Source organism: Novosphingobium sp. THN1 (genome assembly GCF_003454795.1).
Classification (GTDB): domain Bacteria; phylum Pseudomonadota; class Alphaproteobacteria; order Sphingomonadales; family Sphingomonadaceae; genus Novosphingobium.
On record NZ_CP028347.1, the window covers coordinates 3,430,663 to 3,456,184 of the forward strand.

Consider the following 25,522-nt stretch of genomic DNA (forward strand, 5'->3'; position numbering starts at 1 on the left):
AACGACAGGCGCGCGCCTTTCCTCTGACGAACGACGCCAGCGCCGATTGGGCGCTGGCGCGAGGACCGGGATGACCTCATTCAGTGCCTGCCGAAGTGCTCTTCGGATTGGTGCCCATCGGCCCGCGGCGATCGACAACGGTGATCCGCCGGGCCTTGGCCTCGATGACCAGACGTTCGAGCACGCCATTACCGGGGAAGGCGATGACATAGCGCGGATCGAGCGAAAGCATCCGCTCGTTGCGCTTGAAGCCGGCACGGGCGCCGAGCCGCATGTCGAGCGAGAACGTGACCTGCGGGATACCGCGCCGTTCGGCCCAGCTCGATGCCAGGCGGTCGACGCCCTTGGTGTCGCCGCCATGGATGAGCACCATGTCAGGCACGCGGTCGCGGACCTTGTCGAGGGTGGCCCAGACGTTGTTGCCGAAGATCAGTGCATCGTCTTCGGTAGCATGACGGGTGCGCCCGCCAGCGAAGACGACCGGGGTTCCTTCGGGCACCGCTGCACGGCGCTTGGCCTCGGCACGGGCGCGCAGGAAATCGCGCCCTTCGACGAGCGCAGAAGTCAACATGGCGCTGTGATTGAAGCGCGAACTGGAGACCGGCTTCCAGGAGGAACCGAACTCGTTGAGGTAAAGGGCTGCCGCGACTTCGCGCATCTCTTCGAGCGCCAGCATCGCGCTCTCGGCGCATTGCGCCCGCTCGACCTGGGTCTCGAGGTCATGGGTGTGAACCTCCGATCCATCGGCCGTCGCAATCAGCGCGCGGACCTCGTCGGTCGCCCGGTCAAGGGCTGTCGATTTGCGTTCCGCCGAGCGGTGAAAGATGTTGACGAAGGCCCAGCCAAGATCTTCGGCGTCGGCTTCAAGAGCGGTCCCGGACACCATGGCGAAAAGATCGGACCAGACCGCTTCGAGGGTTTGGACGACCGCTTCTCGGACAGGGAAATCGCTTGTCGATACGGGAGCAGATCCAATCGAGAAGCCGGTAAGATCGAGCCCGGCGAGTTGGTCGGCAAATGACGTGTGCATGGGATTTCCTCCTGACTGACGTGACCCCGACGCACCCGTTCATGGCTGCGCCAGCGAGAGCCCGTCAGGGCCAGCTTCAGGCAGGATTTGCGCACCGGTAAGGGGGAACCCGTCTTGGCGGGCTGGCGCGGGCAGGCCTTGAGCCCGAAGGGCCAAGGACAACACGGGCCCGCCCAAGCCGGGTTGCGCAAGACTGGCGGCTGGCCCAGGGCCTCTCTCGCATGGCGACAGACCAAGACCGGCCGGCAAAGCTCAGTCAGGGACGGCAATCCAAACCGCTGCGTCTTACCAACCTGCAGACCTCAAGCTGCGCGCTTGGTGTAGACCCCCTCGCCGTTCGACATGTGCCCGAGGCATTCATAGTCGCCAAACATGGCATCGAAGCGGGATGCGATCTGGGATAGCCAGCGCCGTGCCCGCGGTGAACGCGCCGTGCGCCAATCGGCGTCCCAATAGGCACCGTCATCGCGTTCGACGATCCAGACAGCCACAAGTGAGCCGTAGACCGATACGCCGAAATCCGCATAGGCATTGCGCATGAGGATCCGGTCCTCCCGGCCGCGCCAGCCGTCATGCGGGATCAGCGACGGGAAGGCTTTGGCGGCCCGCTCGCACACATCGTCACGCAGCCATTCATACTCGAATTCCCAGTCGTCGTCGCTTTCGACCTCGAGCACCGTGAAGGCGACGATAGCGCCGCTGGGATAGCTGACCGATCGGCCCATGACATCCTCCCTCAGGCGGCAAGCGCGGCGTCGTCTGACGCGTCGTCAAACTGCTCAGGCATGACCCTCCCGCCGAGCTTCAGCAGCAGGCTCGCAGCTTCTTCGGCCTTGGCCGCAGCAGTCAGGATGGCGCGATCGTCATCCTTCAGAAGCTTGAGCCAATGCTCGATGTAGCTGGCGTGGCTGTCGAGGTGCGTGACCGGCAGTCCCAGCTCAGCGCCCAGCATGGCGCTGGAGAGTTCGGCGACGAGTTCTTCGGCGGCGTAGGCCGCTGTGCCGAAGCGGTTCTTGAGATCACGTCCCAGACGGCTCGTATGGCCGGTCCAGTGCGACAGTTCGTGGGCGAGCGTGGCGTAGTAGTGATCGAAACCGTTGAACAGGCTGGCCGGCGGCATCGTGACGCGATCCGCAGTCGGCTCGTAATAGGCCTCGCAGCCCTGATGACGCAGATTGACCGGGATGGCAGCAAAGAAGGCGTCGAGCTCGGCCTCGCGGCCTTCCGGCTCCACCAGTTCCAGCGTTGCGGCCGGATGGAAGCGCTCGGGCAGACCTTCCACCTGATCGGCGTTGAACACCGGATAGGCTTTCAGCACCCGGCGGGCCTCGTCAGTCCTTTCGCCGGTATCGGGCGCTTCCACCTCTTTGGTGTAGCTCTTGTAGAAGATAGCGATGGTCGACTTCTCGCCCTTGCGGACCTGGGCTCCGAGCGATTTTGCCTGGTTGTAGGTCATCCAGAATGGCGAGGCGTAGCCGCACATATCGGCGACCATCCAGAGCCAGAACACGTTCATGCCGCGGTACGGGATCCCGCAGGCCCGCAAGGGCCGGGAGACCGGGACACCGCGCCACGGCTTGATCCACGGCTTTGTGCCAGCTTCCAGACGGGCGATGATTTCCTGGGTGATACGGGTGGCGGGCGACAGGCCGCCGCCCTGCTCCTTGCGATAGGCCATGATGGTTCTCCTGATTGCGGCATCTGGACAATCGGCGACGGGTTCGCCGGTCAGTGCCACATTGTCCCCAGCCCCCTCTGCTCTTCTCCCAAAAAGGAAGCGGCCCTCCGGCGTGAGCCGAAGGACCGCTTCTCGAGGTGCGAGTGGCCGAGCCTGTCAGGAGGAGGTCAGGCGGCCAGTTCGCGGGGGTATGAATTTCGCCTTCGACACCAGGCGCAGCGTCGCTTGCGTCGATCTCGGCTTCGCCAGCCTCCGGGGCAGCGGAGGCAAACCGCATGACCTCAGGCACCCAGGCCAGGGCCTTTTCGCGGACCTCAACCTCGGTGATGTAGGTGCCGGCGAAGACGCGCTCGGCGCTCATCGCGAGGTCACCCTTCTTGACCGAGGCAAAGCGCGAGGAGAGCTCGAGGCCGCCGACATCGGTCAGCGCGTCGAGGATCACCTGCTTCGAGACCCGGTCGAAGTAGTTGGCCGCCGTCGGCCGCCACCACTGCGCCATATCGATGCCGATCAGGCTGCCAAGGTGATCCTGGAACGGAAGCTGACGTTCGCCGGTCATGTTAAGGCTCGCCTCGAGCGACCGAGCGACAACAAAGCCGAGCCAAGCGGCGCGGCTGTCATCGGATAGCGCGCGAAACAAGTCGAAGCGGGAAGTCGCATCGGTGCCCGCGCGCCAGCTTTCGTCGAGATTGGACCTGAGCTCAGCGAGCGCGCTGCTGGCCGGAGCATCCTTGGCTTCGAAGCCGATGATCGGCCCTGCCGGAAGAGGCGCACGCAGTGTGGTTGCTGCCCGCGCCCGCCAGTCGTGCGTATCGGCATCGGCCAGCGTGAAGACCATTATGTCGAGCGCAAGCCCCGGGTCAGAGGCAACATGCAGCGCAATGACGTCGCGACGCTGCATGGCGAGCTCATCGACCAGGCGCTTGGACAAGGTTGTCCGGCGCTTGTCCGAACCTTCCTCGCCAGCAACGACTTCGATCCCGCTGTCGCCTTCAGCGGGTTCAGCCTGCCTTTCACCATAGAAAACCGGCTGGAGTACCGGAGTGCCGTCGCGTGAAAGCACCAGGATCATGCCTGCCTCGGCCTTCAGCTGGGGCGCAATGACTGGCGGGCGTGCGCGGATTTCCTGGCATTCGCGTTCGATGGCCTCGATAGCCGCTTCGGCTGCCGCCACGGCTTCCTCGGCGCTATCCTCATCTTCGAGGATCGCCGCATGCTCGTCATAGGAGGCATCGAGTTCGTCAAGCCTCGCCAATTCTGCTTCGGTCAGCGGCGCCGGTTCGGCGGGAAGCCGGACTAGCCCTTCGACCAGATCGTGGCTGGCATAGGGATCGAGCGTCGGCTTGACCCAGGCAAGACCCTGCTCGGCGGCGAGGGCTTTGGCCTGCTCTTCCATCTTTGCCGCCGCGAGGCTCTCGAGCAGCGCAACATCGACCCAGGATTCGCTGTCGTCGTCATCGAATAGCTCGCGCTCGATCCGGCCGCCGGCGGCAATGTAGGCATCGCGGCCGACAAGGCGCGCTCGCGGATCGCTGCCCCGGACAGTCCCGGACAAAACCATGCGCCGGATGCTGTCTGCATTGGGGGCATAGTAGGCCGAGGACACCTGCTCGAACACACGGGCCTGGATCTCCTGGTCCGAGGTCGCACCGAAGGCCTTGGCGATGTCGAGAGTGATCTCCCCGGATGCCAGTGCCTCAAACACCACAGGCGCAAGGTTCGCGAGACGCAGCCGGCCATCAACGAAGCGAACGGTCAGACCAAAGCGGCGGGCAACGTCCTCGACGGTGGCACCGCCTGCCACGAGCGCGGCAAAGGCCTGGGCTTCGTCGGCCGGGTTCATGGCGAGGCGGTGGAAGTTCTCAGCGAGGCTGGTCTCGACCGCAGCTTCGGCGCTGTCCTCGAGCACGAGGCAAGTCACTTCATGATCGCGGGCGAGGATCTTTTCATCCGTGAGCGCCAGCATTGCGCGGCGGCGGCGCTCGCCGGCTTCGACCTCGAACCTGCCCTTCGCGGCAGGCCGGACAATGAGATTCTGCAGCAGCCCATGGGCAGCGATGCTGGCCTTGAGCTCGGCATCGGCGGCTGGATCGCCGTGACGGCGGACATTGCGGGGAGACTGGACGAGCTTGTTCAGCGGGATCGACTTGATCATGGGACACACTCCTGATTGTGAGCCCGGTGCATCGACCATCGACGCCCAAATGGCTCAATCAGGGGAAAGCCCACTCCACTCTATTGCTCGGTCGGGACAAATCTATCGGAAGCCAGCTTGAGAGATTGGCCGAGCCGTTCGGCCAAACGGGCTTGCCGGAATCAGGAAACGCATGGCGATAAGCTGCCATCGGCAAGGCCGGTGCTGGCGCTTAGCATCTCCAAAGTTGGCGTTGACCTGACTCATAGATCATCTGAGCGTCCGCCCTTCAGTCATCTCCTCGATCGAACGGCACCGGACCGACCAACTGTTGTTACTTATAGAGGTGGCGGAAGCGTTCGTGACTTCGAAGTGCTTCGGGCCGATATGGGCCCTCTCCGCCTTGCCTAACTACGCTTTCAAGCCCAAACCTTTCCTCGACGGACGGGTGAAGCGTGGCCGCCGCGATGGGATCGCGCAACTCCGCTTTCCAGGTTAGTCGCTGGGTCAAGCAACGCAGCAAGGCAGGTGTCCGCTGCCTTATCAAGTCGGCCATACCTGCAATCTCGTCGTGCTGAACACCGGCGGCCGAAGGAAAGACTCGCAGACGACTGTAATCGATGGCCAATGGGTCGGGAACCGATCGAGCCTCATTGATCATCCATTGCAAGGCGATGTCCGACAGGCGCGATTCTGGCTCCGGGTAGCTTCCGCCAATGTCCGAATGGTTGCCTGCGAACCACATCTGCACGAAAGGCTTGGCTTCACCGTCGATTTCGGGTCTGGTCTCAATGCCCTTGCCTGGACCCCAGGGCAATCGCGGAAAGTCGGCGCGGTTCTCATCGATGGCGATTGCGTGGCGGGCATAGCTGACCGCCCGGCCCAGCAAACGGTCAAAATACTTTCCGCTCCACTGCGCAACGTGAATGCTCGGGAAACGGCGGCCTTCAAGCGGAGGCCACATCACTTTCAGCGACGTGCGCAGATAGCGCCAAAGCGCATAGATGCCGAACAGGCCAGTCGCGACAAGGAACGACAAGCCCCAATCGAGCTCGAATGCCCAGCGCAGAGCCATGGCGGTGATCGCTGCGGCGCTAACGATAAGCAAGCCGAGGGCGAATATGAGCGCCAAGCGAAGCGGGCCTTTGGCGCCGAGCGAAGCCACGGTATCAAAGACGCCAATAAAATAGGGCGCGACGTTCGCCTCGCCATCGTCGTCCGACCCATGCGCCACGCGAAATCGACGACCAAGTTCTTCGCGCTCATCTTCGTATTTGGCGCGGTCCTGGCCGGCGCCATGCTCGGCAACCCGAAACACGGCGCGCTCAGCGATCTCGCGCGCGCCGAGACGAAACCGCGGCAGTTCGCCGTCGGGCGATTTCGTCGGGACGCCGCACAGCCTGATCACGTTCGCAAGGCTGCGCGCGGTGTAGGCCCCGCGGCTGAACCCAAACAGCCAGATGCGGTCGCCCGGCCGGTAGTGATTGATGATGAACTCGTAACAGTCGGCGATATTGGTGGTAATGCCGCGCCCCGTCACTGAAGACAGCAGCTTGGCGAACCAGCGCCGGATCGAGGTGAGGCCTGAAGCCCCGGCTTCGGTACCGAGGCCGGGATCGTAAAAGGCCACCTGCTCGGTGGGATTGATCGCGCTGTCGGGACCGGGCCGCGTCGCGCGATACATCTTGAAGATGTTGCTCATCCGCTGTTCCGGCCGAACGCCTCCGTCCTGGCCGGTACCATCGGAATAGATCACGATATTCTTTGGCACCGAGGCATTCCTTCCTTGGTATATCCATGGGCTTCCGAGCAGCGCATCACACCGATCCCGGCTGACCGACCGTCAGCGCGTAGACAAAGCCGCTATCCCGCTGCTGATCATAGATTCGGAGTTCGGGATCGGCCTTGGGCATCCATACCCTGCCGGTTTCCACGGCAAGCGACGCCGGCAGGGCTGGAAACACATGAATGACGACTTGGTCGCCGTGTCGGGCTTTGATCGCATCGAGCAGCCCGCGCAGCGCCGTGCGATAGGCAGCCTGATCTTCGGGGCTGCGAACGATGTCGTTATGGGGAGCTTCGGCACACAGGCTCCAGATCGCGGCATCGTTGCCGACGACACGCTCAATACGATCATCGGTGATCGTCGCGCTCACGCCCAGCTTGAGGGCAACTACGCCGCTTCGCCCTGATGCCGGTTCGGTCGTCTGATAGCGCACGCGCACGCCGTCGCGCTGCCAGGTCCAAGTCGAAGGCTCACGGTGCCGTTGATGGACGACCATCGGCACGATGTCGCAGAGCAAACGGCCGAGTTCGATGAGCAGCGGCTGCGGCGCCAAAGCGAACACGCTGAGATGGCGGATGTCCTGGCGCTCGATCCTACCGCCAACCCGTGCTGCGAAATTGCGCTGGAGGTTGGTCTGCTGCATGGCCCAGAACGCCGGATCACTGTCGGCGAACGCATGGCCGGTCATTTCCAGGTCGATCGTCTGCGCGCTCGCTGGATGGTGATCGGGCGGCATGGCAGCGAAAATGGCCCTGGTTGAAACCAGTGCTTCATTCGCGCCGATGCTGGCGCCGAACCGCAGCACATGCGAGGCCCGATCCTTGTCGATCCCGGCGAGCATCGCGACGCGAGCCTCATGCTCGGCCTTCATTTCGACGAGAAGGGCCTCGGGATGATCGACCAGACCGTCGACATCGATCAGCTTGTGATGGACCGCGCACATCAGCATGAGATTGTCGAGGCTCTTTGCAAGTAGCGGAGACCTTATTGGATCACCCCGCGGCCCATCGGCGCTGTCCGCGACGATGTGCGCGATGAAGCCGAACAGTGCGTTCTCATTGCCAGAGATGAGATCGCCAACAAGGTCGTGATTGCATCCCCGGTACTGGCAGCGCCCGGCGGATCGTGCCCAGAGAGCTGACTGAACCTTTTGCGGAACTTTCGTCTTAGCCACGGGCCACCTCCACATGGCGGCCGCTCGCCGTCCATTCGCCGGTAGCGCGCCAGCCTTCATAAGCGGCCAGCCATTCGATGGTCCAAGGGATCGTCGTTTCGGCAAGTAGGTCGGCAGGCGACCAATCGCCTGCCTCAGGGTCGAGGAGGCAAAGCGTCACTCCGCCGTTGGGTCCGTAATAGACGTGTGGCAACCGCCCTTCGCGGTCGCCGGGTCGCGGTCGGAGCTGCGGATTCAGGACCGAGACGCGCGGCTGCAAACGGCGCGGGTCCAGATTTTCAATAAGCAGCGGCGCGCGGTAAAAGATGCCGACGCGGTACGTCTGCAGAAGCGGGCGAACTGGCCCCTCCCAAGCCGCGGCATCTCCATCTCGTTCGACCATGGCGAAATCGGGCCAGATCGCCCGCATCGCTTCAATCTGCGCTTCGATGCCATGGATCATGCTCAGCGACGCTCACCCATGTTCGTGTGCGCCCTGGCGGCAACCGGCGCTAGCGCGCTTGCCCCGGTGATGATCGCAGGCGCTGCCGGCGTAAACAGGCCGCCTGTGCGCGTATACCCATGCTGGCGCGCCTGTACCTGCTGGCCGAGGCGCTTGTTGAAAAGGTCAATCGAACGCGTGACGACACGCTGGCCAAACAGATCGCGCAGCCAATCCTGCAGGTTCTCGAGTTGCACGCCGCGCTCACGCGCCATCTGAAGGCCATCGGCCAGACCATGGAGTGCCCGGGCATAATGCTGCTGCTGCGACTGGTTTTCCGGCCAGCGGTCGGTGAACCGCTCCTCGAAAAACTCAGGATTGGCGACGTCGAGCAGCTTGTTCTGGCGTGCAGCCTGATCAATCGCACGCGCGGTCCAGCGCGCCTGGCGCATCACCATATCTGCCAGCCCCATGCCCGGTACCGCGGCGTGACCAGCATGGCACGACAGCACGACCGAAGGCGGCATCCGGCCGGCCTCATCGGCATAGAGAATGTTGCGATGGCGCTTGATGAGTTGGAGCGCGACGGTGGTTACGCTCTTGATTAGCAGCGGCGTCTGCTCCGGCACCTCCTCTACTTCGGCGGCATCGAAGGTGAAGCCGTGCTTGGCGTAGAGTTCGCGGTTGAGCGCCAGCGCGAAACGCTCTTCGACCGGCGTCCGATCATTGTACCAGGCGCAAAAGCCATAAGCGTTCATCGGAACGTAGCGGTGCTCTTGCGGCTTGCCCTTCTTGGCATGGGCGATCACGCCCTCCTTTTCCTTGTGGGCGAGCCGCCGCGCTGGCGTCACGTCGAGGTGCATGCCGTCCGCGTAATAAAGGGTGATGCAGCGGGTCTTGCGTTCGATCCGCGAGACCGGATAGCCCTTCAGTGCGGCCTCCAGAAGATCGAGCAGTTCCTCCGGCCCCTCGCTGCCGCCGATGATTTCTACGACCGCGTCGAGGTCATATTCGTCGTCGGTGCCGCGCGTCGAAATCGTTGCGTCGATGGCCATCGACCCTTGCGGATAGAAGCTCGACACCCGTCCTTCGAGCGGGCTCCCGGGACGATCGATATACCGGCAGACTGCCCCGTATCTATCAACCGCCATGGCATGGAGACCAGGCGGCAACTGCAGATTGAGTGCAATCTCGGCGAGGATCGCATCAAGAGGATCTCCGAATGGATCATTCGGCCTGCCGTCGCCGCGAAAGATATTTGAGGCCATCAGTGAAACTCCGGTTTACAAAATTTCGTTATAATGCCACCACGAAACCACATCTGGGGCCACATTGATGGTGTTTCAAGGGGTGTCGGTTTACAAAAATGGCACTATATAGATTTTTTGTAAACCAAGGAGACGAAAGGTAGCCAAGCCATGATCGGCACGAGACTGAAGCTCGCCCGCGCATCCTCTGGATTGTCGCTGCGCGACCTCGCCGAGCGCATGGGCAACGTCGTCAGTGCGCAGGCGATCGGAAAATATGAGCGGAACGAGGATATGCCGGGTTCGCGCGCACTGATGGCGCTTGCGACGGCGCTGGGCGTCAGCGAATCCTATCTGCTCAGCGATGAGGAGCTGACGCTCGAAGGCGTCGATTTTCGCAAAAAGCGCACCGCCAAGGAAGAGGCGACGATCGAGGCGCAGACGCTACAGCTGCTCGAGCGCTATCTCGCGGTAGAGGATATGCTCGGTCTCAAGAGCGTCGAATGGGAGCAGCCGCGTAGCGCGCCCTATCCGCTGCACGACGTTCGCGATGCCGAAGATGCAGCCCGCTCAGTGCGCGAGGAATGGGGGCTCGGCCATGACCCAGTGCCAAAGCTCGCCGAACTGCTGGAGGAACGGGGTATCAAAGTGCTCTCGATCGATCTTGAAGACATCGACGGTCTCGCAGCGCGGGTAATGCGCAAGGAGCGTGACGCGGCGCGCGTGATCGTAGTGCGCAAAGACATCTGGTCCGAACGCAAGCGCTTCACTCTCGCGCATGAGCTTGGCCACATGGTGATGACGCCCACGGCAGGGGTCGATGATGAAAGCGCCGCCAACCGCTTTGCCGGCGCTTTCCTGATGCCGGCCGATGTCGTGCGCGCCGAGGTCGGCGCACAGCGCTCGGCCATCAGCATCGGTGAGCTTGTGGCGATCAAGGAGCGGTTTGGCGTAAGCGTCCAGGCAATCGCTTATCGCTGTCTTGACCTCGGCATTATCGATAGGAAGGCATTCTCGTTTCTTTTCAAGGAATTCACGAAGCGCGGGTGGCGCAAGAAACCTTTCGAGGAACCCGCACGCATCCCGCCCGAATATGAGGAGCCTAAGCGTTTCGAGCGGCTTTGCTACCGCGCGCTGGCCGAAGGCGTGATCGGCGAGAGCCGCGCCGCCGAGATGCTCGGGATCACCTTGCAGGCGCTAGACAAGCGCTTGGCCGAGGCAGCGTGAACGCGTGCCGTTTCTCGTTTCGGACACTTCGGTCATCATCGACCTTGATCGCGGCGATCTGCTCGAAGCTGCGTTCAAGCTCGATGACAGCCTGGTAGTCCCTGACCTCCTCTTCGAACGCGAGCTTGACGCCGAATTCGGCGCGCGGCTTCGCGCACTTGGCATCATCATCGAATCCCTCGATGGCAATGAAGTCCGTCGCGCTACGCAGCTGCGCCGCGCCGAGGAACGACTGTCCGTAGCCGATACGTTCGCTTTCGCCTTGGCGCAGGGGCGGCAATGGACGCTTCTGACCGGCGACAGCGTGCTCCGGTCTGTCGCGGAGGCGGAAGGGGTCGCCGTCCACGGCGTTCTATGGATATTCGACCGCATCGAGGCAGCCGGCATATGTGATGCTGCAACATTGCATGGCTGCCTGTCGAAGACTGCAGCCCATCCCCGTTGTCGCTTGCCGCGCAGAGAAATTGAGCTTCGCCTCAAGCGCTATGCAAACTGAGCATCTGACGGCCTGTGCCAATTCCGGATTAGCCGAAGGCTCGGCCGAAACCGGACAGGCCGACCCCGGCCCGCTGCCGTCGCCGAACTGTGCTGAACGTATGACGGCGTTTGACGAGCCAATTTTGACCCGGCAATGACCGCATGACGGCGGCACTTGCCATCTCTGGGGCGAGGTCGGTAGCGCCAATGGACTCGCTCAGCACCCAACACTATCCTTTGCAATGATGTTCAAACTTCACTGCACCAAGAAGCTGCTTGATCGGATAAAGCCGGAAATCGTTGCGCCCGAATAAAGCGACACTTCGCTGGGAAATTGGTACGCCACCATCCTGTTCTGGAAGCCGCAAGTAGCTTTGCTGGTTTCCGAACAGACGCTGCTTCCCGTGCTTATGCCGCTGGCCCCAGCAGCCACGCTCGCTCGAAGATTCCCTTCACAATTGGCGCTGGTTCTGAAGGAGCAAGGCGTCCCTTCTGAATTCATCGCGCAAGAAGTCTGGCGGATGGACCAGGTCCGGTACGCAAAGACTGCGAATCGGAGCGTTGTTGGCATCCTCAATGAGTTCGTTAAGCAGGCAGAATTCTGGCTGGCTGCCTATGCCTATGAGAAGGGTGATGACGACGACCTTCTGGCGATTTCCGCCAAGCTCGCGGAGAGACCGTGTAGCCCGCTGTACAAGGGACCAGTTTCGCCGGACAGAGCGCTTCATGAACTCGTGAAGGCTGGTGCGCAGGAATGAACGCTCTGGCCGCCAGCTGCGCTCGAAGAACCTACCGCACTCGGCCGGAAACCCAGCTCGTTCGGTCAGGCGGGATCGGGCGGCAAATCGACAATCCGGAAGACAGCGCCCGATCCCGCATCACGAACCAGATCAACCCGCGCGCCATCCCAGTGATAGTCGAGGTGCCGCCCCTGAAGCGGATTTGATGCGCAGTCCGGGTAGAATAGCGCGACGCATTCCCCGCCGGGGTGCCGGATGCTCGGGTAAGCAATCCCGTTCGATCCCGCGCCCCTGAGGTGCCGCGCGAGCGCTTGAGATGCAGCGTAGCTGTCAGGATCGAGCGCCGAATCCGGCTTCCCCGCCAGAGTTCGGAGATCATGTAAGTCTACATCGACTGACATGACGATTTCCCGGAATTGCGAGGTCCAGCCAGGCGCTTCCTTGGTTCGTGCCATGAAGCGGGCATGGTGGTGGATCGTCTCGAACAGCGCGGTCTCAAACCGGTCGCCGACATAGAGCACGCCATAACTGCCATCGGCAAAGCGGCTCGGTCGATCGGTGCTGACATGGGTGAATGGCGCCATGAGGTAGGAGGCACCGTTGCCGCCGATGCGGCGGCCAACCGGAAGGAGGTCGAGATTGCCAATCGTCGCCATGATGCGAGGATTGGTCTTCTGCTCCGCCGAGATCAGCAGTGGCCAGTCGGCGGGATCAGCGATGTCTTCGAACAGGTCGATCGGCGGAAAGGCACTGCGAATGATCCTGACAGCGCCCTTCCACTCGACTCTAGAAACGGGGATATCCGTTGTTCCGCTCACCAGCCACCACGCTCGGCGTCAAGGTAGCGACGCACCCGCATGATGTCGGTCAGCTCGCCTCCCAGCATCACGTCGAGCGCACTGGCTCCGCCGAACGCTTCATTCGCTGCTCTGATCCAAGAATACCCGCGGGTCGCTTCGGAGAAGATGATCCGGAGCGCCCTGTGGATCCCCATGAGGTTGGACAGGCGCGCACGACCGTCACGCGATACGCGCCCCGGCCCTTCCGCCTTCCATCGACGATAGGAGCGCAGTGGCATGTCGAGCAGGGTTGCAGCCTGCTCGTCGGTCAGTTCCCATTTGCCGAACAGATTGAGGACTGCCCGGAACATGGCCGCTGCCTCGCCCTGGGTAATCGGATCGGGCCGGAACGCGGTAACGGCAGTATCAACGGGTTGCAGAGCCAGCATGGCAGTTCTCCATATGGCATCATATATTCCAGATAATGCCATATGGCAAGGAGCTATACCGATGATGCCAGTCTGGCAATCACGCTTGCGGCGCCTTCGATCGGCACGAAGAGCCGGGTCTGGTAGCGGATGACCTCGGTGAAGCAGCCTTGGGCCTTGTACCAGTCGAGGCGGGCTACGCTCCAACCGGTGAGCTCAATTCGCTGTGAGCCATTGACCAGGCTGCGTTTGACCATGAGCTGCTCGCGTCCCGCAAATTCCATAGCCCGGCCAGTAGCAAGAACGGTCTGCACGATTTCATCGGCGGAAGGAGTTTGCTGGCGTTCCAGACCCAGCGCTCGGCACAGTTCGGGCACGCAATGGACGGGAACCTCGCGGCCGAGGAGCGACCGGCCATCTGCTGCCGAAATGCGGCTCACCTTCACGAAATCCGAAGGGAGCTTGTCCCAGACCGGCAGTAGGAGGCCCGTCGCGAGATAGAGGCGCTCGCGTTTGTGGCTGGAACGGGCTTCTTCGACCTCGGTCGCCCAGAAATTTTGAAAATCGTCGAGGGAGACATCCTCCCAGCTGCTCTCCGCCAGCTGATCTTCGGTGATGTGGCTGCGCTTGAGGGGACGTAGCGATTCGAAGCGGGTCACGCGCGTGCCGTCATCGGCAAGAATACTGCGAGCGGGGACCAGCAGGGCGACCCGACCAGAGCGGGCGTTCCGAACCGGTCGCTGCCGCTGCCCGGTGAGGCCGTGGATCTCCTCGAGCCGGTTCAACGTAAGCGGCTTCAAGGCTCTGGCGATTTCCAGTTCCAGCAGGTGGGTGGTTGCGCCTGAAGCCGGATCTGTGCGCAGCAACGTGTCGGACAGGACCGCGAAGTCCTCGACTGCGATGGTCTCGAGGCCGAGATCGAGTGTGCCGGCCTGCCGGGCGGCATCGATGCGCGCTTCGACCAATCCCATGAACTCATCGAAAATCGCGTTCTGCAGGGCAATGGGAAGCGCGAGGATGCGATTGAGCCACCGCTGGATCGAAGGCAGGTCATCGACCATCGACCCGTCTGGCGCTTCGATCCGAAGGCCTGTCAGCTCTTGGAAGCGCCCGAGACTGACCGCTTCGAGCTTTGCCGTGAACAACAGGCCGAACCAGCGGTGGAGCGCCTCCTTGGCGTAGATGCTTTCGAGATTGTCGGCCGGATCGAACAGGTTCTGGCCGCCAGTCTGGCGCTGCCCGCGCGTCAGAGCGCCAAGACTGTCCAGACGCCGCGCGATCGTTGAGATGAACCGGCGCTCGCCACGGACATCGGTCGTCACGGGCCTGAACAGCGGGGCTGATGCCTGGTTGGTGCGATTGGTCCGGCCAAGCCCCTGGATCGCGGCATCAGCTCGCCAGCCCGGCTCGAGCAGGAAGTGGACGCGGCGGGCCTGGTTCCTGGCGGCAAGATCAGCATGGTAGCTGCGCCCGGTTCCCCCGGCGTCGGAAAAGACCAGGATCCGCTTCGCTCCATCCATGAAGGCCTGAGTTTCCGCGACGTTGGCGCGTGGCGAGCGGGATTGGAGTTTCTGACGACCATCACGGCCGACGATGAGCCGACGTGTGCGACCGGTGACTTCCGCCACCTGGTCAACGCCGAAGCGTTCGATGATGGCATCGAGGGCTGTGGCGATGGGCGGCAAGGCGCAGAGCTGCTCGATCATCCGATCGCGCGCGGCCAGCGCTGAGCGGCAAAGCACAGGTGCGCCTTGCTCGTCACTCATCGGCTCGGAGCGAGGATTGCCATTCTTGTCCGTGAACACCGCCATCAGTCGGACAGGAAAGCTCTTGGCGAGATAGTCGATGACATATTCCCGCGGGGAGAGATCGATCTCGAGAGCTTCGCGCTCATCGTCAGACAGGTCGGCAAGCCGCCGATCGACCATGGCCTCTGCCGTTGAGACGAGCTGGACGACCACTGCCTGTCCTTCGCCAATCGCCGTGTCGATCGCGGGCAGCAGGCTTGGCAGCTTCATCGACAGAAGCAGCTGCGCGAAAAAGCGCTGTTTGGCCCCCTCGAAAATCGACAGAGCTGCGGACTTGGCACCGGAGTTGAGCGTCCCCCCAGTCTCGGTGTCGACGATCCGCGTGACCTCTAGCGCTTCGCGCAGGTTGGCGTGGATGATCGCCCATGCTTCGGCATAGGCATCATAGACCGCGATCTGATCCTCGGTCAGGCAATGCTCGAGGATCTCGTACTCGACCCCCGCGAAAGAAAGAGCCCGGGCGGTGTAGAGGCCGAGCGACTTGAGGTCCCGCGCGACCAGTTCCATCGCGGCAATGCCGCCGTCGCGAATGTCGGCAACGAAGGCCTCGCGATTGGCGAAGGCGGTCTCCGGACCCCAGAGCCCGAGGCGCGTCGCATAGGCAAGGTTGTTGACGTCCGATGCTCCGGTGGCCGAGGCGTAGAGCACCCTTGCCCGGGGCAGCAGGTTCTGCAGACGCACCCCGGCAATGCCCTGTTCCGATCCCTTGACCTTGCCGCGCGATCCTTCCCCACCAGCAGCATTGGCCATGGCGTGCGCCTCGTCGAACACGATCACGCCGTCGAAATCTTCACCGGCCCAGGCGAGGATCTGATCCAGCCGCGTTGCGTCGCTCCGGCCTGAACGCAGGGTTGGATAAGTGACGAAGAGAATCCCGTCGCGCATCGCAATGGGGGTTCCCAGCTTCCAGGACGCCAGCGGCTGGATGTCGATCGGGAGACCGCCAAGGGCGGCCCAGTCGCGGCGAGCGTCTTCCAGCAGCGCCTCGTTCTTCGATATCCAGATGTGGCGGCGTTCCCCGCGCACCCAGCGATCGAGAATGACACTCGCGACTTGGCGGCCTTTACCGGCTCCGGTGCCGTCCCCGAGGAAATAGCCTTGCCGGTAGACCTGACCTTCTGCTGACGCCTTGAGCGAACAGCCCTTGTCCTCGGGCTCGAACCGGCCGGGAAGATTGCGGGCGTGAGCGCTGGCGGCGTAGATCAGGGTCTCTGCCTGGGCAGCAGAAAGCAACCCCTTGGCGATAAGCCCGTCGGGCAGCTGCGGCACCGCGTCCGGCTTGGGTGCCGAGATCGACCCCATGGCGACGGACTCGACGAGCGGCGTTGGATGCTCGGCCGCGCCATCGATCACGATCCGGCTGGGGCGATAGGGCAGATAGTGGCCGACCTGTGCCTCAAGCGGCGCAGTGGTTGCGAGCGCCTCGTAGGTCAGCGCGCCGATGGTCATTGACGCAGCTCGAGTGATCGTTCCAGGGGCCGGGATCGGTCGGCGTGGCGCGGCTACCAGTCGGAACGGCGAACGAGTTGGAAGGCTCGATTGTTCGGTTGCGGCCTGCCTGCTGTCGCGAGCAGGCAAGGCATCGACAAGATCGACCAGCTGGCGGAACTCGTTCGTGCGAATGGCGACGAGCTCTTTGGCGCCTTCAACCTTATCGAGAACCAGCAGTCGCGTGGTTATGCCGGTGCCCTGCCTGACGAACGCGCGTTCGACGGCGGCATTGAGCCGCAGCGAGATCGGTCCCTTCAGCCCCGCCAAGAACTTCGCACAGTCGAACCATTCAGGCATGATCGCGACAAGCCGTCCGCCGGGGCAAGGCGGTTCCAGGCCGATCGTAGATGCCTCGCTCCGGTGCGGCCATCGTGCCCCCGCTCAATACCGTGGGAATAGGGAGGGTTCATCAGCACGACGCTGGGGCTGATGGCCGGATCGAGCAATTCGTCGATCAGCTCGGCATCGTGTCCGGTCACGCGGGCAGCCGGGAACACAGCAGTCAGACAGTCGCGGCGCAGCGGCGAGATTTCGTTCAAGGCAAGGCGCGTACCGGATTTGGTCGCCCAGACTGCGAGCATGCCGGTACCGGCCGAAGGTTCGAGCACGATCTCATGGACGCTCAGCGCGCAAGCCCGGGCAGCGAGCCAGGCAAGGCGCGGCGGCGTTGCAAACTGCTGCCATTCAATCTGCTCGTCGCTGCGATTGGTCTGGGTCGGAATTCGGGCATCGAGACCGCAGAAGAACTGTTCCGCCTCGTCGATCGGGCTCGTGGGCTGGACTTCATCTGATGCTTGCAGGTGTTGAACCTGCGCCAGCTCGAGCGCAGCGTGAGCATCACGGACTGACCATGCCCCGAGTGCATCGGTTCCACCGAAGTGGTCCGTCATGATGCGGTTGATGTCGCTGCGCGAAAGCGCGCTGCCTGCTGCCAATTGCAACGCCATTGCTTTGGCTGCCGTCACGACAAGCGGCGGAGATGGTGGATCGAATGCGAAGGCGAGGGAAGAGTTGGACATGGGAAACCTCCTGACGAGGTCCTGCGTCTCGCAGGCCTCAATCAGCCGAAGGCCCCCTCCCCTCTGGCATGCTGATCAGGTTTTCCGAGCGAGCCTTGCCTTGAGTTCGTCATTCCAGTCGAAACCGGCGGACGCTGGCGCTCGCGACTGGATCACCCGGCATGACGCAGAATATGCCTTTAGGGCTCGCTGATTTGCGAGCTCGCCTCCCGGATCATTGTCGATGAACAAGTGGAGCTCGCGCACACTCTCTGGGATCGCGACGAGGCCGAACCGCTCGTTCCCCAGCGTTGCCCAGCAAGGAATCCCTGACAGCTGCATGGCTGACAGGGCGCTTTCGATACCTTCGGCAAGGCCCAACCGGCCCGCCGCTGGCGGGGCCAGTCTGACAGCGCCATAGCCAAGGCTTCCCAGCGCACGCTTCGGCCGATCGAAAGCGGCGAGCTTTGCGCTCGGCGCGTCGAGAAATGTCCTGTGGATCGCGATAATGCCGATGTCATTCGTGACGGCCGCCAACATTGCAGGGAGGAACTGGACTGCACCACGTGGTCCGAGCGGCGTGCGGTCGAGATAACGGAGCTGATCAGAGGCACGCAGAATCCCGCGCTGCGCGAGGTATCCTTCGGCAGGGCTGCCTGAGATCGCCATCGCCGAATGCCACAAACGCCGCGCGTTGGAATTGAAGGCCCTTTTTTCCTGTCGATCAGCGGCAACCGCACCCGAGCCACCAAACAGGTCACGGCTGCGAACACCCTGGCGGTCAAGCGCCGCTATGACCTCCTCGTTCGAGCATCCCGCGAAGCAATGAAACAGGATCGCTTTGCGCCCCAGTGTCACGCTCAGCGAGGGAGTGCGGTCGTCGTGTGCGGGGCAGCAGCACATGCCTTTGCCCCGACTCCATGTACCCTGAAGGCTTTCGACTATCATGCGGGCGCGGCGTTCGAGTTGATGAACTTTGTCTAACGGGGGCATCGACCTACTCCGGTTGGGTGCCCTCCCCGTGCAGCCTCCGCTCTGCACTCGCGCCAAACCAATTTCCTACGTCATTTGTTCTTTATATGTTCTTACTCGATTCGGCTAGACAAGGATCGAGAAATGAAAATCAAGGCCCTCTTGACCGCAGGCATCGCGGTCACTTCTGCTATCCCGGCCAGTGCTCAGGAAAAAGCCGTGCCAGCCGCAAACGGCGCTGTGGCCAGCCACTCCGAAAGCATTCGGATTGCGGAAGCATCAAACGGCTTCCAACTGGTCGAGCATGGGCTCTGGCGTTCCGCACAGACCGCCCCAGCACCGCGCCTGTCAGTGGCGGACGATGGCCGGGTCAAACTGCCATACAGATACGAACCCAAGGCTAAACCCGGTCCATCCGACTTTCGGCGAGCGAGCTATCTGCCCCACGTCTATGCGGCGGAAGCGAAGTATTCATTGCCCTCGGGCCTGCTCGATGCACTTGTATGGACAGAATCTCGTTACAACCCTTTGGCTGTCAGCCCGGCGGGTGCCGCGGGCCTTGGGCAGCTGATGCCCGCTACGGCAAAGGAGCTTGGGGTCTTCAACCGCTTCGATCCAATGGCCAACATCTTCGGTGCAGCGCGATACCTGCGGCAGATGCTCGACAGGTTTGGCGTGGTCCACCTCGCGGTGGCTGCCTACAATGCGGGACCGGGGGCAGTTGAACGTGCTGGCGGCATTCCCCGCAATGGTGAGACACCCGAATATGTTCGCAATGTGCTGCAAAGTTGGAAGTTTTAGCTTCCACGAAGCCTCTTGGGCGACAGAACTGGAAGCGGAAGCTTCGGTGATGAGATCGCAGCGCCGGTACACCTTCGGCGGAACGGTCAACTGGCGTCAGGCGGCTTTGGCGAGGTCATCGATGCGTGCTTCGCAGGTGCTCTTCACCAAAATCTGCAGCTCATTCACACGCTCGGCGATCCATGTGAGTTCGTCGGCGGAGATCCGGTATGAAGGTGAATAGCGCGCCTTGACGTAGGCATCGCGCAGGAGGGCGTAGCAGCGCTTTTCGAAGCGCCCGGTACGCGGCCAGACGTCTTTTAGCGAGGGCTCAAGTTCCTCGGCCATGTCGCGCAGACGATGAAGATTGTGGGATTTCGGACTCCAGAGCGTCCGGGTGAGGAAAAGGCAATGGTAAAGTCTCTCGACCGCCTGATGGAAAAGGAACGCAGCTTCCTTCGGCATGCCACTGGCCTGAGCATTTGCGGCTAGATCTTTGAAGTTCGACGCGCTGCTGAACCAGTCATCGAAGTAGTCTCGTGTCTCCTTGAGAGCTTGCTCAGGCGACAACGGCATTGGCTCGACGAAGTGAAAGTCTGGCTCCTCGAACAGGACAATGCCATCCCTGAGGATGTCCATGAAGAAGTAGCGGCCGAGCCGCAGCTTGTCGTTCACGTCTTCCAAGCTATGGTAGATCAGGCTAACCGGCGTACGCAGCGCATGCCCTGCCGACAGATCCGCCAACAGCCTGTTCTCGGTCGCCTCCCAGAACTCGGCAATATCTGTGAGATCATCGTGGTTCACCACGACTAGAAGATCATAATCAGAAAAATAGCGTCCCACCGGGTCCTCGACCCAATCACCCCGGGCATAGGAGCCGAACAGGACGATCTTGAGCAACTTGCCTGCGCGGAAGCGTGGCTGCGTACGCGTGGAAATTGCTTCGGCAAAGCCCGCGCGCACGGTCGCGACCACATGTGCAAGTTCGCGCCGCTTGCCATCGGGCAGGTGATCAATGCCGGAGTTCATGGAACGCAGATTCGACGGTTTTGCTGCCCGTGCCAAGGGCAAAGTGAACAAGGCAGCAGGAAAGCTAAAGCAAGTCACTCGACGGTAGCAGCGCTACTCTCGGCTGGTAATCCAGGCCGAACAGACGGAGCCCCGGAGATGATCGATCCCAGCAATGACGTCGGGTTATCCGGTCCAGCATCGAGCAACGGGTAACAAACCTCTCGTCATACCGGGCATATAGCGCGGCAAAGAACGAGTCGAAGTGCAACCCGCTGTCCTCACTCGGAAAGCCCGGTACCAACCTTGTCCGGCATTCCTCCGCCATGGCAACCATGGCAAGTGCCGCGGCCTCGCATTGTCCGGCCTGGTCCATGAGTTCACGGCGGCGCCCCAAAACCTGCAGAGCGTCGTGAAACCGCCTCACCGGCGACACCGGCTCCCCATCCTGCGCCAAAGCGGCATTGCCGCCACCTCGCCGCCAGTCAGGGGCAGGACGGTTTTGTTCTGCCGAGTTTTGGTCCGTAACTCGGTTGCCGCGCAACAGGACCAGGTGCCCGATAACCAGTGCCGGATGCATCATGTGGAGGTTACTGCATTCGCCGATGATTTCCTCGAGGCGATTGCCGAGGTTGCGAAAGGCCCCGGTGACGCCCTTGCAGGAAACCGAGAGCACAGGTCCGATCCGGGCAAGCGAAACCAGAACGTCGACATGCTTGGCTCTGATCCCTCCGAGAACAGTCCCTTCCCCGCATCCGCCCAGGGTCGGATCGAAGTGCAGCAGTGGAGGCTTGCGTCTACGACGCTCCACGCGAAACGGTGGCCGCGGAATGATATCGTCCGGATCGAATCCACCTTCGACGACAAGCCGGCACGCAACATACCAGTGCAAAGGAAGTATGTGGCGTTCGGATTGAACGCGTCCATCGAACTCGGCAAATGCCGCGAGCGCTGTTGCCATGCTGGTCCAGCGGCATGTGTGATCGCCCAATTCGGCGTGGGTGCAGCGTCGTGAAGCTGCGGCACTTTGCCGAGCTGGCTTTCGAAACCCGTGAAGCCGGCGAGATCGAGCGCAAACCGGACGAGCGCTCATGTGAGGGTCTCGCTGCTAGCCGAGATTTTGAATTGTCTGCAATCGAAGCAGCGCACCGTCCTGCAAGACAAATAACCTTCTGACATAATGATCGAATTTGTCGGTTCGCGGTATTGAAGCGGGACTGAACCATGATAGAGGTGTGACAGTTGCAACCGGATCGCCTCCGATCCTGAGAAGTTGGATCGCGGTCCACAGGCAGGAGAAAGGGCGCCCTGCTGGAGTCCGGCAAGTAAAACTGCCGGTGGGCGCAATGGCACCTCATGGCGGCTCGGGCGCTTGGGGAACTTCTGGAAGACATGTCTGACCGGGTGGGTTCGATTATCGAACTCGACGAACTGCTCGGCGAAGTAACCAACAGGCTTGGCTTCGACTATTATGCTCTCACCCATCATTGTCAGCTTGCGAGCAAGGATGATGGAGCGATCAGGCTGCACAATTACCCGCAGAGCTGGGCAGAAAGTTATGACTCCCATGCGCTGGGCATGGTTGATCCGGTGCATCGGGCCAGCCACGTCACCGCAAAGGGCTTCTCCTGGTCTGACATCGGTCGCCTCATTCCGCTCACGCCCCAAGACCATAGAATGCTTGCTCTTGGTGAAGAACAGGGCTTGCGTAGTGGCTTCACTGTACCAGCGCACGTGCCGGGCGAAGCGCGCGGATCCTGCTCCTTTGCCTGCCGCAATCCGCGAGATGGTGCCCCGATTCCGCTCATCGCCCATTGCGCCGGGACATTCGCCTTCGAAACCGCTCGGCGTCTCTGGCTGAAGAGAGGTCAAAGCCTTGCCTCGCGCAAACCGGTTCTGACCGATCGCCAGCGCGACTGCGTGCTGCTCATGGCGCAGGGCAAGACCGATCCTGAAATCTCGACAATCCTGGGCATATCGCGCGAGACGGTGACCGAGCATGTTCGCACGGCCTGTCAGCGCTACGGGATCTACAAGAGACAATTGCTGATCACCCTGACCCTGTATGACGGAACGCTCACGTTCGGGGATGTCCGGCCCTGGAGATACCCCCATTTCTGGGGTAGCGAGGACGTCACCGTCGCCTGATCCTTGCCTGACCAGTTCAGTTGAGGAGCAATCCGTCATGTTGAAAGTCACCACGCCCGGCACAAAGCCGGACGCTGCCCTGCTGCGCGCCATGTTTGCCGCACGAAAGGCAGTCTTCATCGATCTGCTGGGGTGGGACCTTCCGGTCCTTGCCGGGCAATACGAAATGGACCAGTTCGACGATGAGCATGCACGCTACCTGATCCTCAGTGACAACGGCGATCATCTCGCGTCTGCCAGGCTCCTGCCGACAACAAGGCAAGGAATCCTGTCAGGCCTTTTCCCGATGCTCTGTGCCGGGCCCGTACCTTGTGCACCCGATATCTTCGAAATCACACGTTTCTGCCTCGACCGGTCACTCAATGCCCGTGAGCGGCGCGACGTCCGCAATGCCCTTGTCCACGCGCTTGCCACCTATGCAATCGACGCCGGGATTACGCGTTACTGCGCAGTCGCTGGCCTTGGCTGGTTCAGGCAGATCGAACGGTTCGGCTGGAGCTGCCGCGCCCTGGGCGCGCCCATCCGGACAGGAGGGCAGGAGCTGGTCGGCCTTGAAATTGGCATCACTGCCGACACACCGCAGCTGCTCGAAGCGGCCGGAATCCATTGCGGCCACGGTGACAGTCTTACACCGGCCCTACCCAGCGCCCTGCCCACCGGGCACGAGGAATGGCACTGATGGAAGCGGCAAACCAGATCGGCATTGCCGTCCATCAGTTGCAGGCTGATGGCTACGCGATCCTGCATGAAGCCCTTCCCGCGTTCGTGATCGAGCAGCTCCATGAGGATCTCCAGGACGACTTTGCGGCGACGCCATTCGGGACCGGGATGTTCTATGGCGAGCGGACCAAACGGTTCGGCAGGCTTCTTCGACGGTCCGCTGCCGCGCAGTGCCTGGTCCTGCATCCGGTAATTCAGGATGTCGTGAGCCGGATTCTCGGGCCCTGGTGCGACCGCATCCAGCTCAACACGACCCAGGCCATTGCAGTCCATCCCGGCGCCCCCGCGCAGTTGCCCCATCGCGACCAGGACATGTGGCAGGCCGATTTCGGCAAACGCGAATACCTCGTCAATGTGATGTGGCCGCTCACTCCCTTTTCGGAAGAGAACGGAGGTACGCGGATCTGGCCGCAGAGCCATGGCAGCAACGCCCTGTCGGCCATGGCCCAGGACGATTTTATTGCGCCCGATCTTGTCCCGGGATCAGCCCTGCTCTTCCTGGGCTCGACGCTTCATGCCGCCGGCGCAAACGCGAGTGCGCAAGAGCGGCGCGGCATCGTGATTGGCTATTCGCTGGGCTGGCTCAAGCCCTATGAGAACCCTTGGCTCGCCTACCCCCGGACATCGCCAGAACATTCCCCCCGAGCTCGCGGCACTTGCAGGTTACGTGCAACACCGACCGAACCTTGGGAACTTCGAAGGGCAATGTCCTTCGATCCTGCTCGGGGACTACAAGGGCGAGCCCCTGGGAGCAATCGATGCCCTGCGTCCAGACCAGGTGCAGCAGGCCAGTGCCTTTGCTCATGGGAGGAGCCTATGAGCGCCGGCCCCATAGCAGAACGCATCTACGACGCCTTGCGCGCCATGATCCTGTCCCGCGCATTCATGCCGGGTGACAGGCTCGATCCCGCAGTCATCGGCGAACAGCTCTGCGCAAGCGTCACGCCCGTGCGCGAGGCCCTGCATGTGCTGTGCGGCGAGCAGCTTGTCGTGACCCACCGCGCGGGCGGTTTCTTTCTCCCGACGCTAGACGAGCCAAGGCTCAAGGACATGTACGCTTTCAGCAACGAAGTGCTGGGCCTTGCGCTCCGCCTCTGGCGGCCATGGACGATCGTGGACTGGGACCGGATTGCCGAGCGTCGGACGGCTTATGCCGAACGCGTCGCCGATGCATTCGAGGGAGTGGCACGCGCTTCGGTCAACTCGGAGCATGGTCGGGTCATGGCCCTCCTCAACGCACGCCTCCATGCCGTTCGCATGATTGAACCGGCCGTGCTGGAAGGCTCCATCGCAGAAGTGCGCGACATCGAATGCGCGCTGGACAGTGGCGACAAGGATCATCTGCGACGGTTGCTGGGCGCCTACCACCGCCGGCGCATTCGCAGCTCTGCCGAGATCCTGCACGCCCTGCACCGCCCGTCGAGCCCGTCTGTGCCAACAATCGGCATATAGAATTCGTATAAGTTTCAGATCACCCGGCGCCGTCCATAGTCTGATCCCGCCGCAATCACGCGGCGAGGTGAAAAGGAGAAGACCGATGGAACGCACGTTCGATCTCGTCGAGGACGTCGAAGACCTGGGCACCGCTAGCATCGAAACGCTCGGCCCTCCGGGAGACCGGATCGAGTTCGGTGTGCTCGCGCAGCTGCCGGGCCTTGATCGCGACTGATCCACTGGCAGGTGCGCAAGGTCTTTCTGGCCCGGCGCACCTGCCTTGTGCTTGTGCGAGGCGAACATGACAGCGCCTGGGTTCCATCTTACCTGCTGGAGGCTCGCAGCCGGGGTCGGTGTTGCGCGGATCGGGGAAAAGGCGGTCGTGCTCGATGTCCGGCATGATCGCTACACGATGTGGAGTGGGTCTTGCGCATCAGCGCTGCTGGACCTGCGCCACGGCAAGCCCTGCCCATTGTCGCAGGACGACTGCCGCGCACTCGAAAGACATGGCCTGCTGACGAAGGGAGAACGGAGCACAGGCCCCTGGCTGACGGCAACAGATATCCGGAAACCGACTGCCAGCGCAGTGGAAGGTCCCGAAGCCGGTCGGTTGTGGCCGCTGCATTTGCTCTCGAGCGTCTGGAACTGCATCCGCGCCAGAATGGATTTGCGCTCGGCACCGCTCCACCAAGTCCTGATCGACCTGCCTGCTGTGTCTCGTGGACGTACGACACGTGACCTTGTGACCCACGCCCGTGTGTTCGACCGGGCGCGACGCTGGGCACCGGTTCGGCCAAGATGCCTCCCCGACGCGCTGGCCTATGCACGCGTGGCACGGCGCGAGGGCTTTGCGGTCGATCTAGTATTCGGGGTGAAACTCCATCCCTTCGAAGCCCATTGCTGGGTGCAATCGGGCAGCCTCGTGCTGACCGATCCATTGGACAAGGTGCGCCGCTTCGAAGTGGTACTGGCATTGTGACCGAAGGCTATCTCGTCGCATGCGACCTGGATGGACAGTCGGATCTGCGACCGCCCGTAACTC

The 25,522-nt window shown here is 62.2% G+C and carries 23 protein-coding genes and 2 pseudogenes; 11 read left to right on the top strand and 14 right to left on the bottom strand.

Annotated features, from left to right (window positions below; all coding sequences use genetic code 11):
• Nucleotides 1-76: 76 nt before the first annotated feature.
• From C7W88_RS16770 to C7W88_RS16805, 8 genes and pseudogenes are all read right to left on the bottom strand, one after another.
• Nucleotides 77-1,030 (bottom strand): DUF2493 domain-containing protein, encoded by a 954-nt coding sequence (locus tag C7W88_RS16770; protein WP_118074419.1) that lies wholly within the window; start codon nt 1,028-1,030, stop codon nt 77-79.
• Between the two features lie 302 nt (nt 1,031-1,332).
• Entirely contained in the window at nt 1,333-1,755 is a 423-nt protein-coding gene (locus C7W88_RS16775) for a hypothetical protein (RefSeq protein WP_118074420.1), read from the bottom strand.
• A gap of 11 nt (nt 1,756-1,766) precedes the next feature.
• Nucleotides 1,767-2,708, bottom strand: coding sequence for an ArdC family protein (locus C7W88_RS16780; protein ID WP_118074421.1), 942 nt, complete (start codon nt 2,706-2,708; stop codon nt 1,767-1,769).
• A gap of 184 nt (nt 2,709-2,892) precedes the next feature.
• Nucleotides 2,893-4,863, bottom strand: a pseudogene (locus C7W88_RS16785) (ParB/RepB/Spo0J family partition protein); the annotation flags it as partial.
• Nucleotides 4,864-5,176: 313 nt separating this feature from the next.
• Nucleotides 5,177-6,613, bottom strand: coding sequence for a DUF2235 domain-containing protein (locus C7W88_RS16790; protein WP_118074422.1), 1,437 nt, complete (start codon nt 6,611-6,613; stop codon nt 5,177-5,179).
• Between the two features lie 46 nt (nt 6,614-6,659).
• Entirely contained in the window at nt 6,660-7,862 is a 1,203-nt protein-coding gene (locus tag C7W88_RS16795) for an SAVED domain-containing protein (RefSeq protein WP_205525219.1), read from the bottom strand.
• Nucleotides 7,795-8,244, bottom strand: a complete 450-nt coding sequence (locus tag C7W88_RS16800) for a hypothetical protein (RefSeq protein ID WP_039337797.1) — start codon at nt 8,242-8,244, stop codon at nt 7,795-7,797. Before C7W88_RS16800 ends, C7W88_RS16795 begins: the two co-directional genes overlap by 68 nt.
• A 2-nt stretch (nt 8,245-8,246) precedes the next feature.
• Complete coding sequence (locus tag C7W88_RS16805) at nt 8,247-9,491, bottom strand: nucleotidyltransferase (RefSeq protein WP_118074424.1); 1,245 nt, start codon at nt 9,489-9,491, stop codon at nt 8,247-8,249.
• Nucleotides 9,492-9,641: 150 nt separating this feature from the next.
• Between C7W88_RS16805 and C7W88_RS16810 the strand changes: the two genes are divergently transcribed.
• From C7W88_RS16810 to C7W88_RS16820, 3 genes are all read left to right on the top strand, one after another.
• On the top strand, nt 9,642-10,697 hold the full coding sequence (locus C7W88_RS16810) for an ImmA/IrrE family metallo-endopeptidase (RefSeq protein ID WP_039337795.1): 1,056 nt from the start codon (nt 9,642-9,644) through the stop codon (nt 10,695-10,697).
• A gap of 4 nt (nt 10,698-10,701) precedes the next feature.
• Nucleotides 10,702-11,193, top strand: coding sequence for a hypothetical protein (locus C7W88_RS16815; protein WP_039337794.1), 492 nt, complete (start codon nt 10,702-10,704; stop codon nt 11,191-11,193).
• A 355-nt stretch (nt 11,194-11,548) separates the two neighbouring features.
• On the top strand, nt 11,549-11,932 hold the full coding sequence (locus C7W88_RS16820; protein ID WP_240344728.1) for a hypothetical protein: 384 nt from the start codon (nt 11,549-11,551) through the stop codon (nt 11,930-11,932).
• Between the two features lie 65 nt (nt 11,933-11,997).
• On the opposite strand, the gene C7W88_RS16825 is transcribed toward C7W88_RS16820, so the two are convergent.
• The 4 genes and pseudogenes from C7W88_RS16825 to C7W88_RS24880 all read right to left on the bottom strand — a co-directional run bounded on the left by C7W88_RS16825 (nt 11,998) and on the right by C7W88_RS24880 (nt 18,087).
• Nucleotides 11,998-12,732, bottom strand: coding sequence for an RES family NAD+ phosphorylase (locus C7W88_RS16825; protein WP_118074425.1), 735 nt, complete (start codon nt 12,730-12,732; stop codon nt 11,998-12,000).
• Nucleotides 12,729-13,142, bottom strand: a complete 414-nt coding sequence (locus C7W88_RS16830) for an MbcA/ParS/Xre antitoxin family protein (RefSeq protein ID WP_118074426.1) — start codon at nt 13,140-13,142, stop codon at nt 12,729-12,731. Before C7W88_RS16830 ends, C7W88_RS16825 begins: the two co-directional genes overlap by 4 nt.
• Nucleotides 13,143-13,195: 53 nt before the next feature.
• A pseudogene (locus tag C7W88_RS16835) lies at nt 13,196-17,439 on the bottom strand (strawberry notch-like NTP hydrolase domain-containing protein).
• A 75-nt stretch (nt 17,440-17,514) separates the two neighbouring features.
• Complete coding sequence (locus C7W88_RS24880) at nt 17,515-18,087, bottom strand: toprim domain-containing protein (protein WP_370073150.1); 573 nt, start codon at nt 18,085-18,087, stop codon at nt 17,515-17,517.
• Nucleotides 18,088-18,093: 6 nt separating this feature from the next.
• Here C7W88_RS24880 and C7W88_RS24885 point away from each other — a divergent pair, with 6 nt between their 5' ends.
• Nucleotides 18,094-18,402 carry a hypothetical protein gene (locus C7W88_RS24885; protein WP_370073151.1) on the top strand — a complete coding sequence of 103 codons (309 nt, stop codon included), beginning with the start codon at nt 18,094-18,096 and terminating at the stop codon, nt 18,400-18,402.
• 132 nt (nt 18,403-18,534) lie between these two features.
• Nucleotides 18,535-19,191 carry a lytic transglycosylase domain-containing protein gene (locus tag C7W88_RS16845; protein ID WP_118074428.1) on the top strand — a complete coding sequence of 219 codons (657 nt, stop codon included), beginning with the start codon at nt 18,535-18,537 and terminating at the stop codon, nt 19,189-19,191.
• 96 nt (nt 19,192-19,287) lie between these two features.
• Here C7W88_RS16845 and C7W88_RS16850 read toward each other — a convergent pair whose 3' ends face one another.
• Nucleotides 19,288-20,199 (bottom strand): HEPN domain-containing protein, encoded by a 912-nt coding sequence (locus tag C7W88_RS16850; protein WP_118074429.1) that lies wholly within the window; start codon nt 20,197-20,199, stop codon nt 19,288-19,290.
• A 64-nt stretch (nt 20,200-20,263) separates the two neighbouring features.
• Nucleotides 20,264-21,139 carry a hypothetical protein gene (locus C7W88_RS16855; RefSeq protein ID WP_118074430.1) on the bottom strand — a complete coding sequence of 292 codons (876 nt, stop codon included), beginning with the start codon at nt 21,137-21,139 and terminating at the stop codon, nt 20,264-20,266.
• Nucleotides 21,140-21,189: 50 nt separating this feature from the next.
• Between C7W88_RS16855 and C7W88_RS22815 the strand changes: the two genes are divergently transcribed.
• From C7W88_RS22815 to C7W88_RS16885, 6 genes are all read left to right on the top strand, one after another.
• A complete protein-coding gene (locus C7W88_RS22815) occupies nt 21,190-21,354 on the top strand; it encodes a hypothetical protein (RefSeq protein WP_162896124.1) in 165 nt (54 codons plus the stop codon).
• Nucleotides 21,355-21,570: 216 nt separating this feature from the next.
• Nucleotides 21,571-22,326, top strand: a complete 756-nt coding sequence (locus C7W88_RS16860; protein ID WP_162896125.1) for a LuxR family transcriptional regulator — start codon at nt 21,571-21,573, stop codon at nt 22,324-22,326.
• Nucleotides 22,327-22,363: 37 nt separating this feature from the next.
• Entirely contained in the window at nt 22,364-23,005 is a 642-nt protein-coding gene (locus tag C7W88_RS16865) for an acyl-homoserine-lactone synthase (protein WP_118074432.1), read from the top strand.
• Nucleotides 23,005-24,498: a phytanoyl-CoA dioxygenase family protein gene (locus tag C7W88_RS24890; RefSeq protein WP_370073152.1), complete on the top strand. Its 1,494-nt coding sequence runs from the start codon at nt 23,005-23,007 to the stop codon at nt 24,496-24,498. Before C7W88_RS16865 ends, C7W88_RS24890 begins: the two co-directional genes overlap by 1 nt.
• An 85-nt stretch (nt 24,499-24,583) precedes the next feature.
• Nucleotides 24,584-24,715, top strand: coding sequence for a benenodin family lasso peptide (locus tag C7W88_RS16880; RefSeq protein WP_118074434.1), 132 nt, complete (start codon nt 24,584-24,586; stop codon nt 24,713-24,715).
• Nucleotides 24,716-24,781: 66 nt separating this feature from the next.
• On the top strand, nt 24,782-25,459 hold the full coding sequence (locus C7W88_RS16885) for a lasso peptide biosynthesis B2 protein (RefSeq protein WP_162896127.1): 678 nt from the start codon (nt 24,782-24,784) through the stop codon (nt 25,457-25,459).
• Nucleotides 25,460-25,522: the final 63 nt, after the last annotated feature.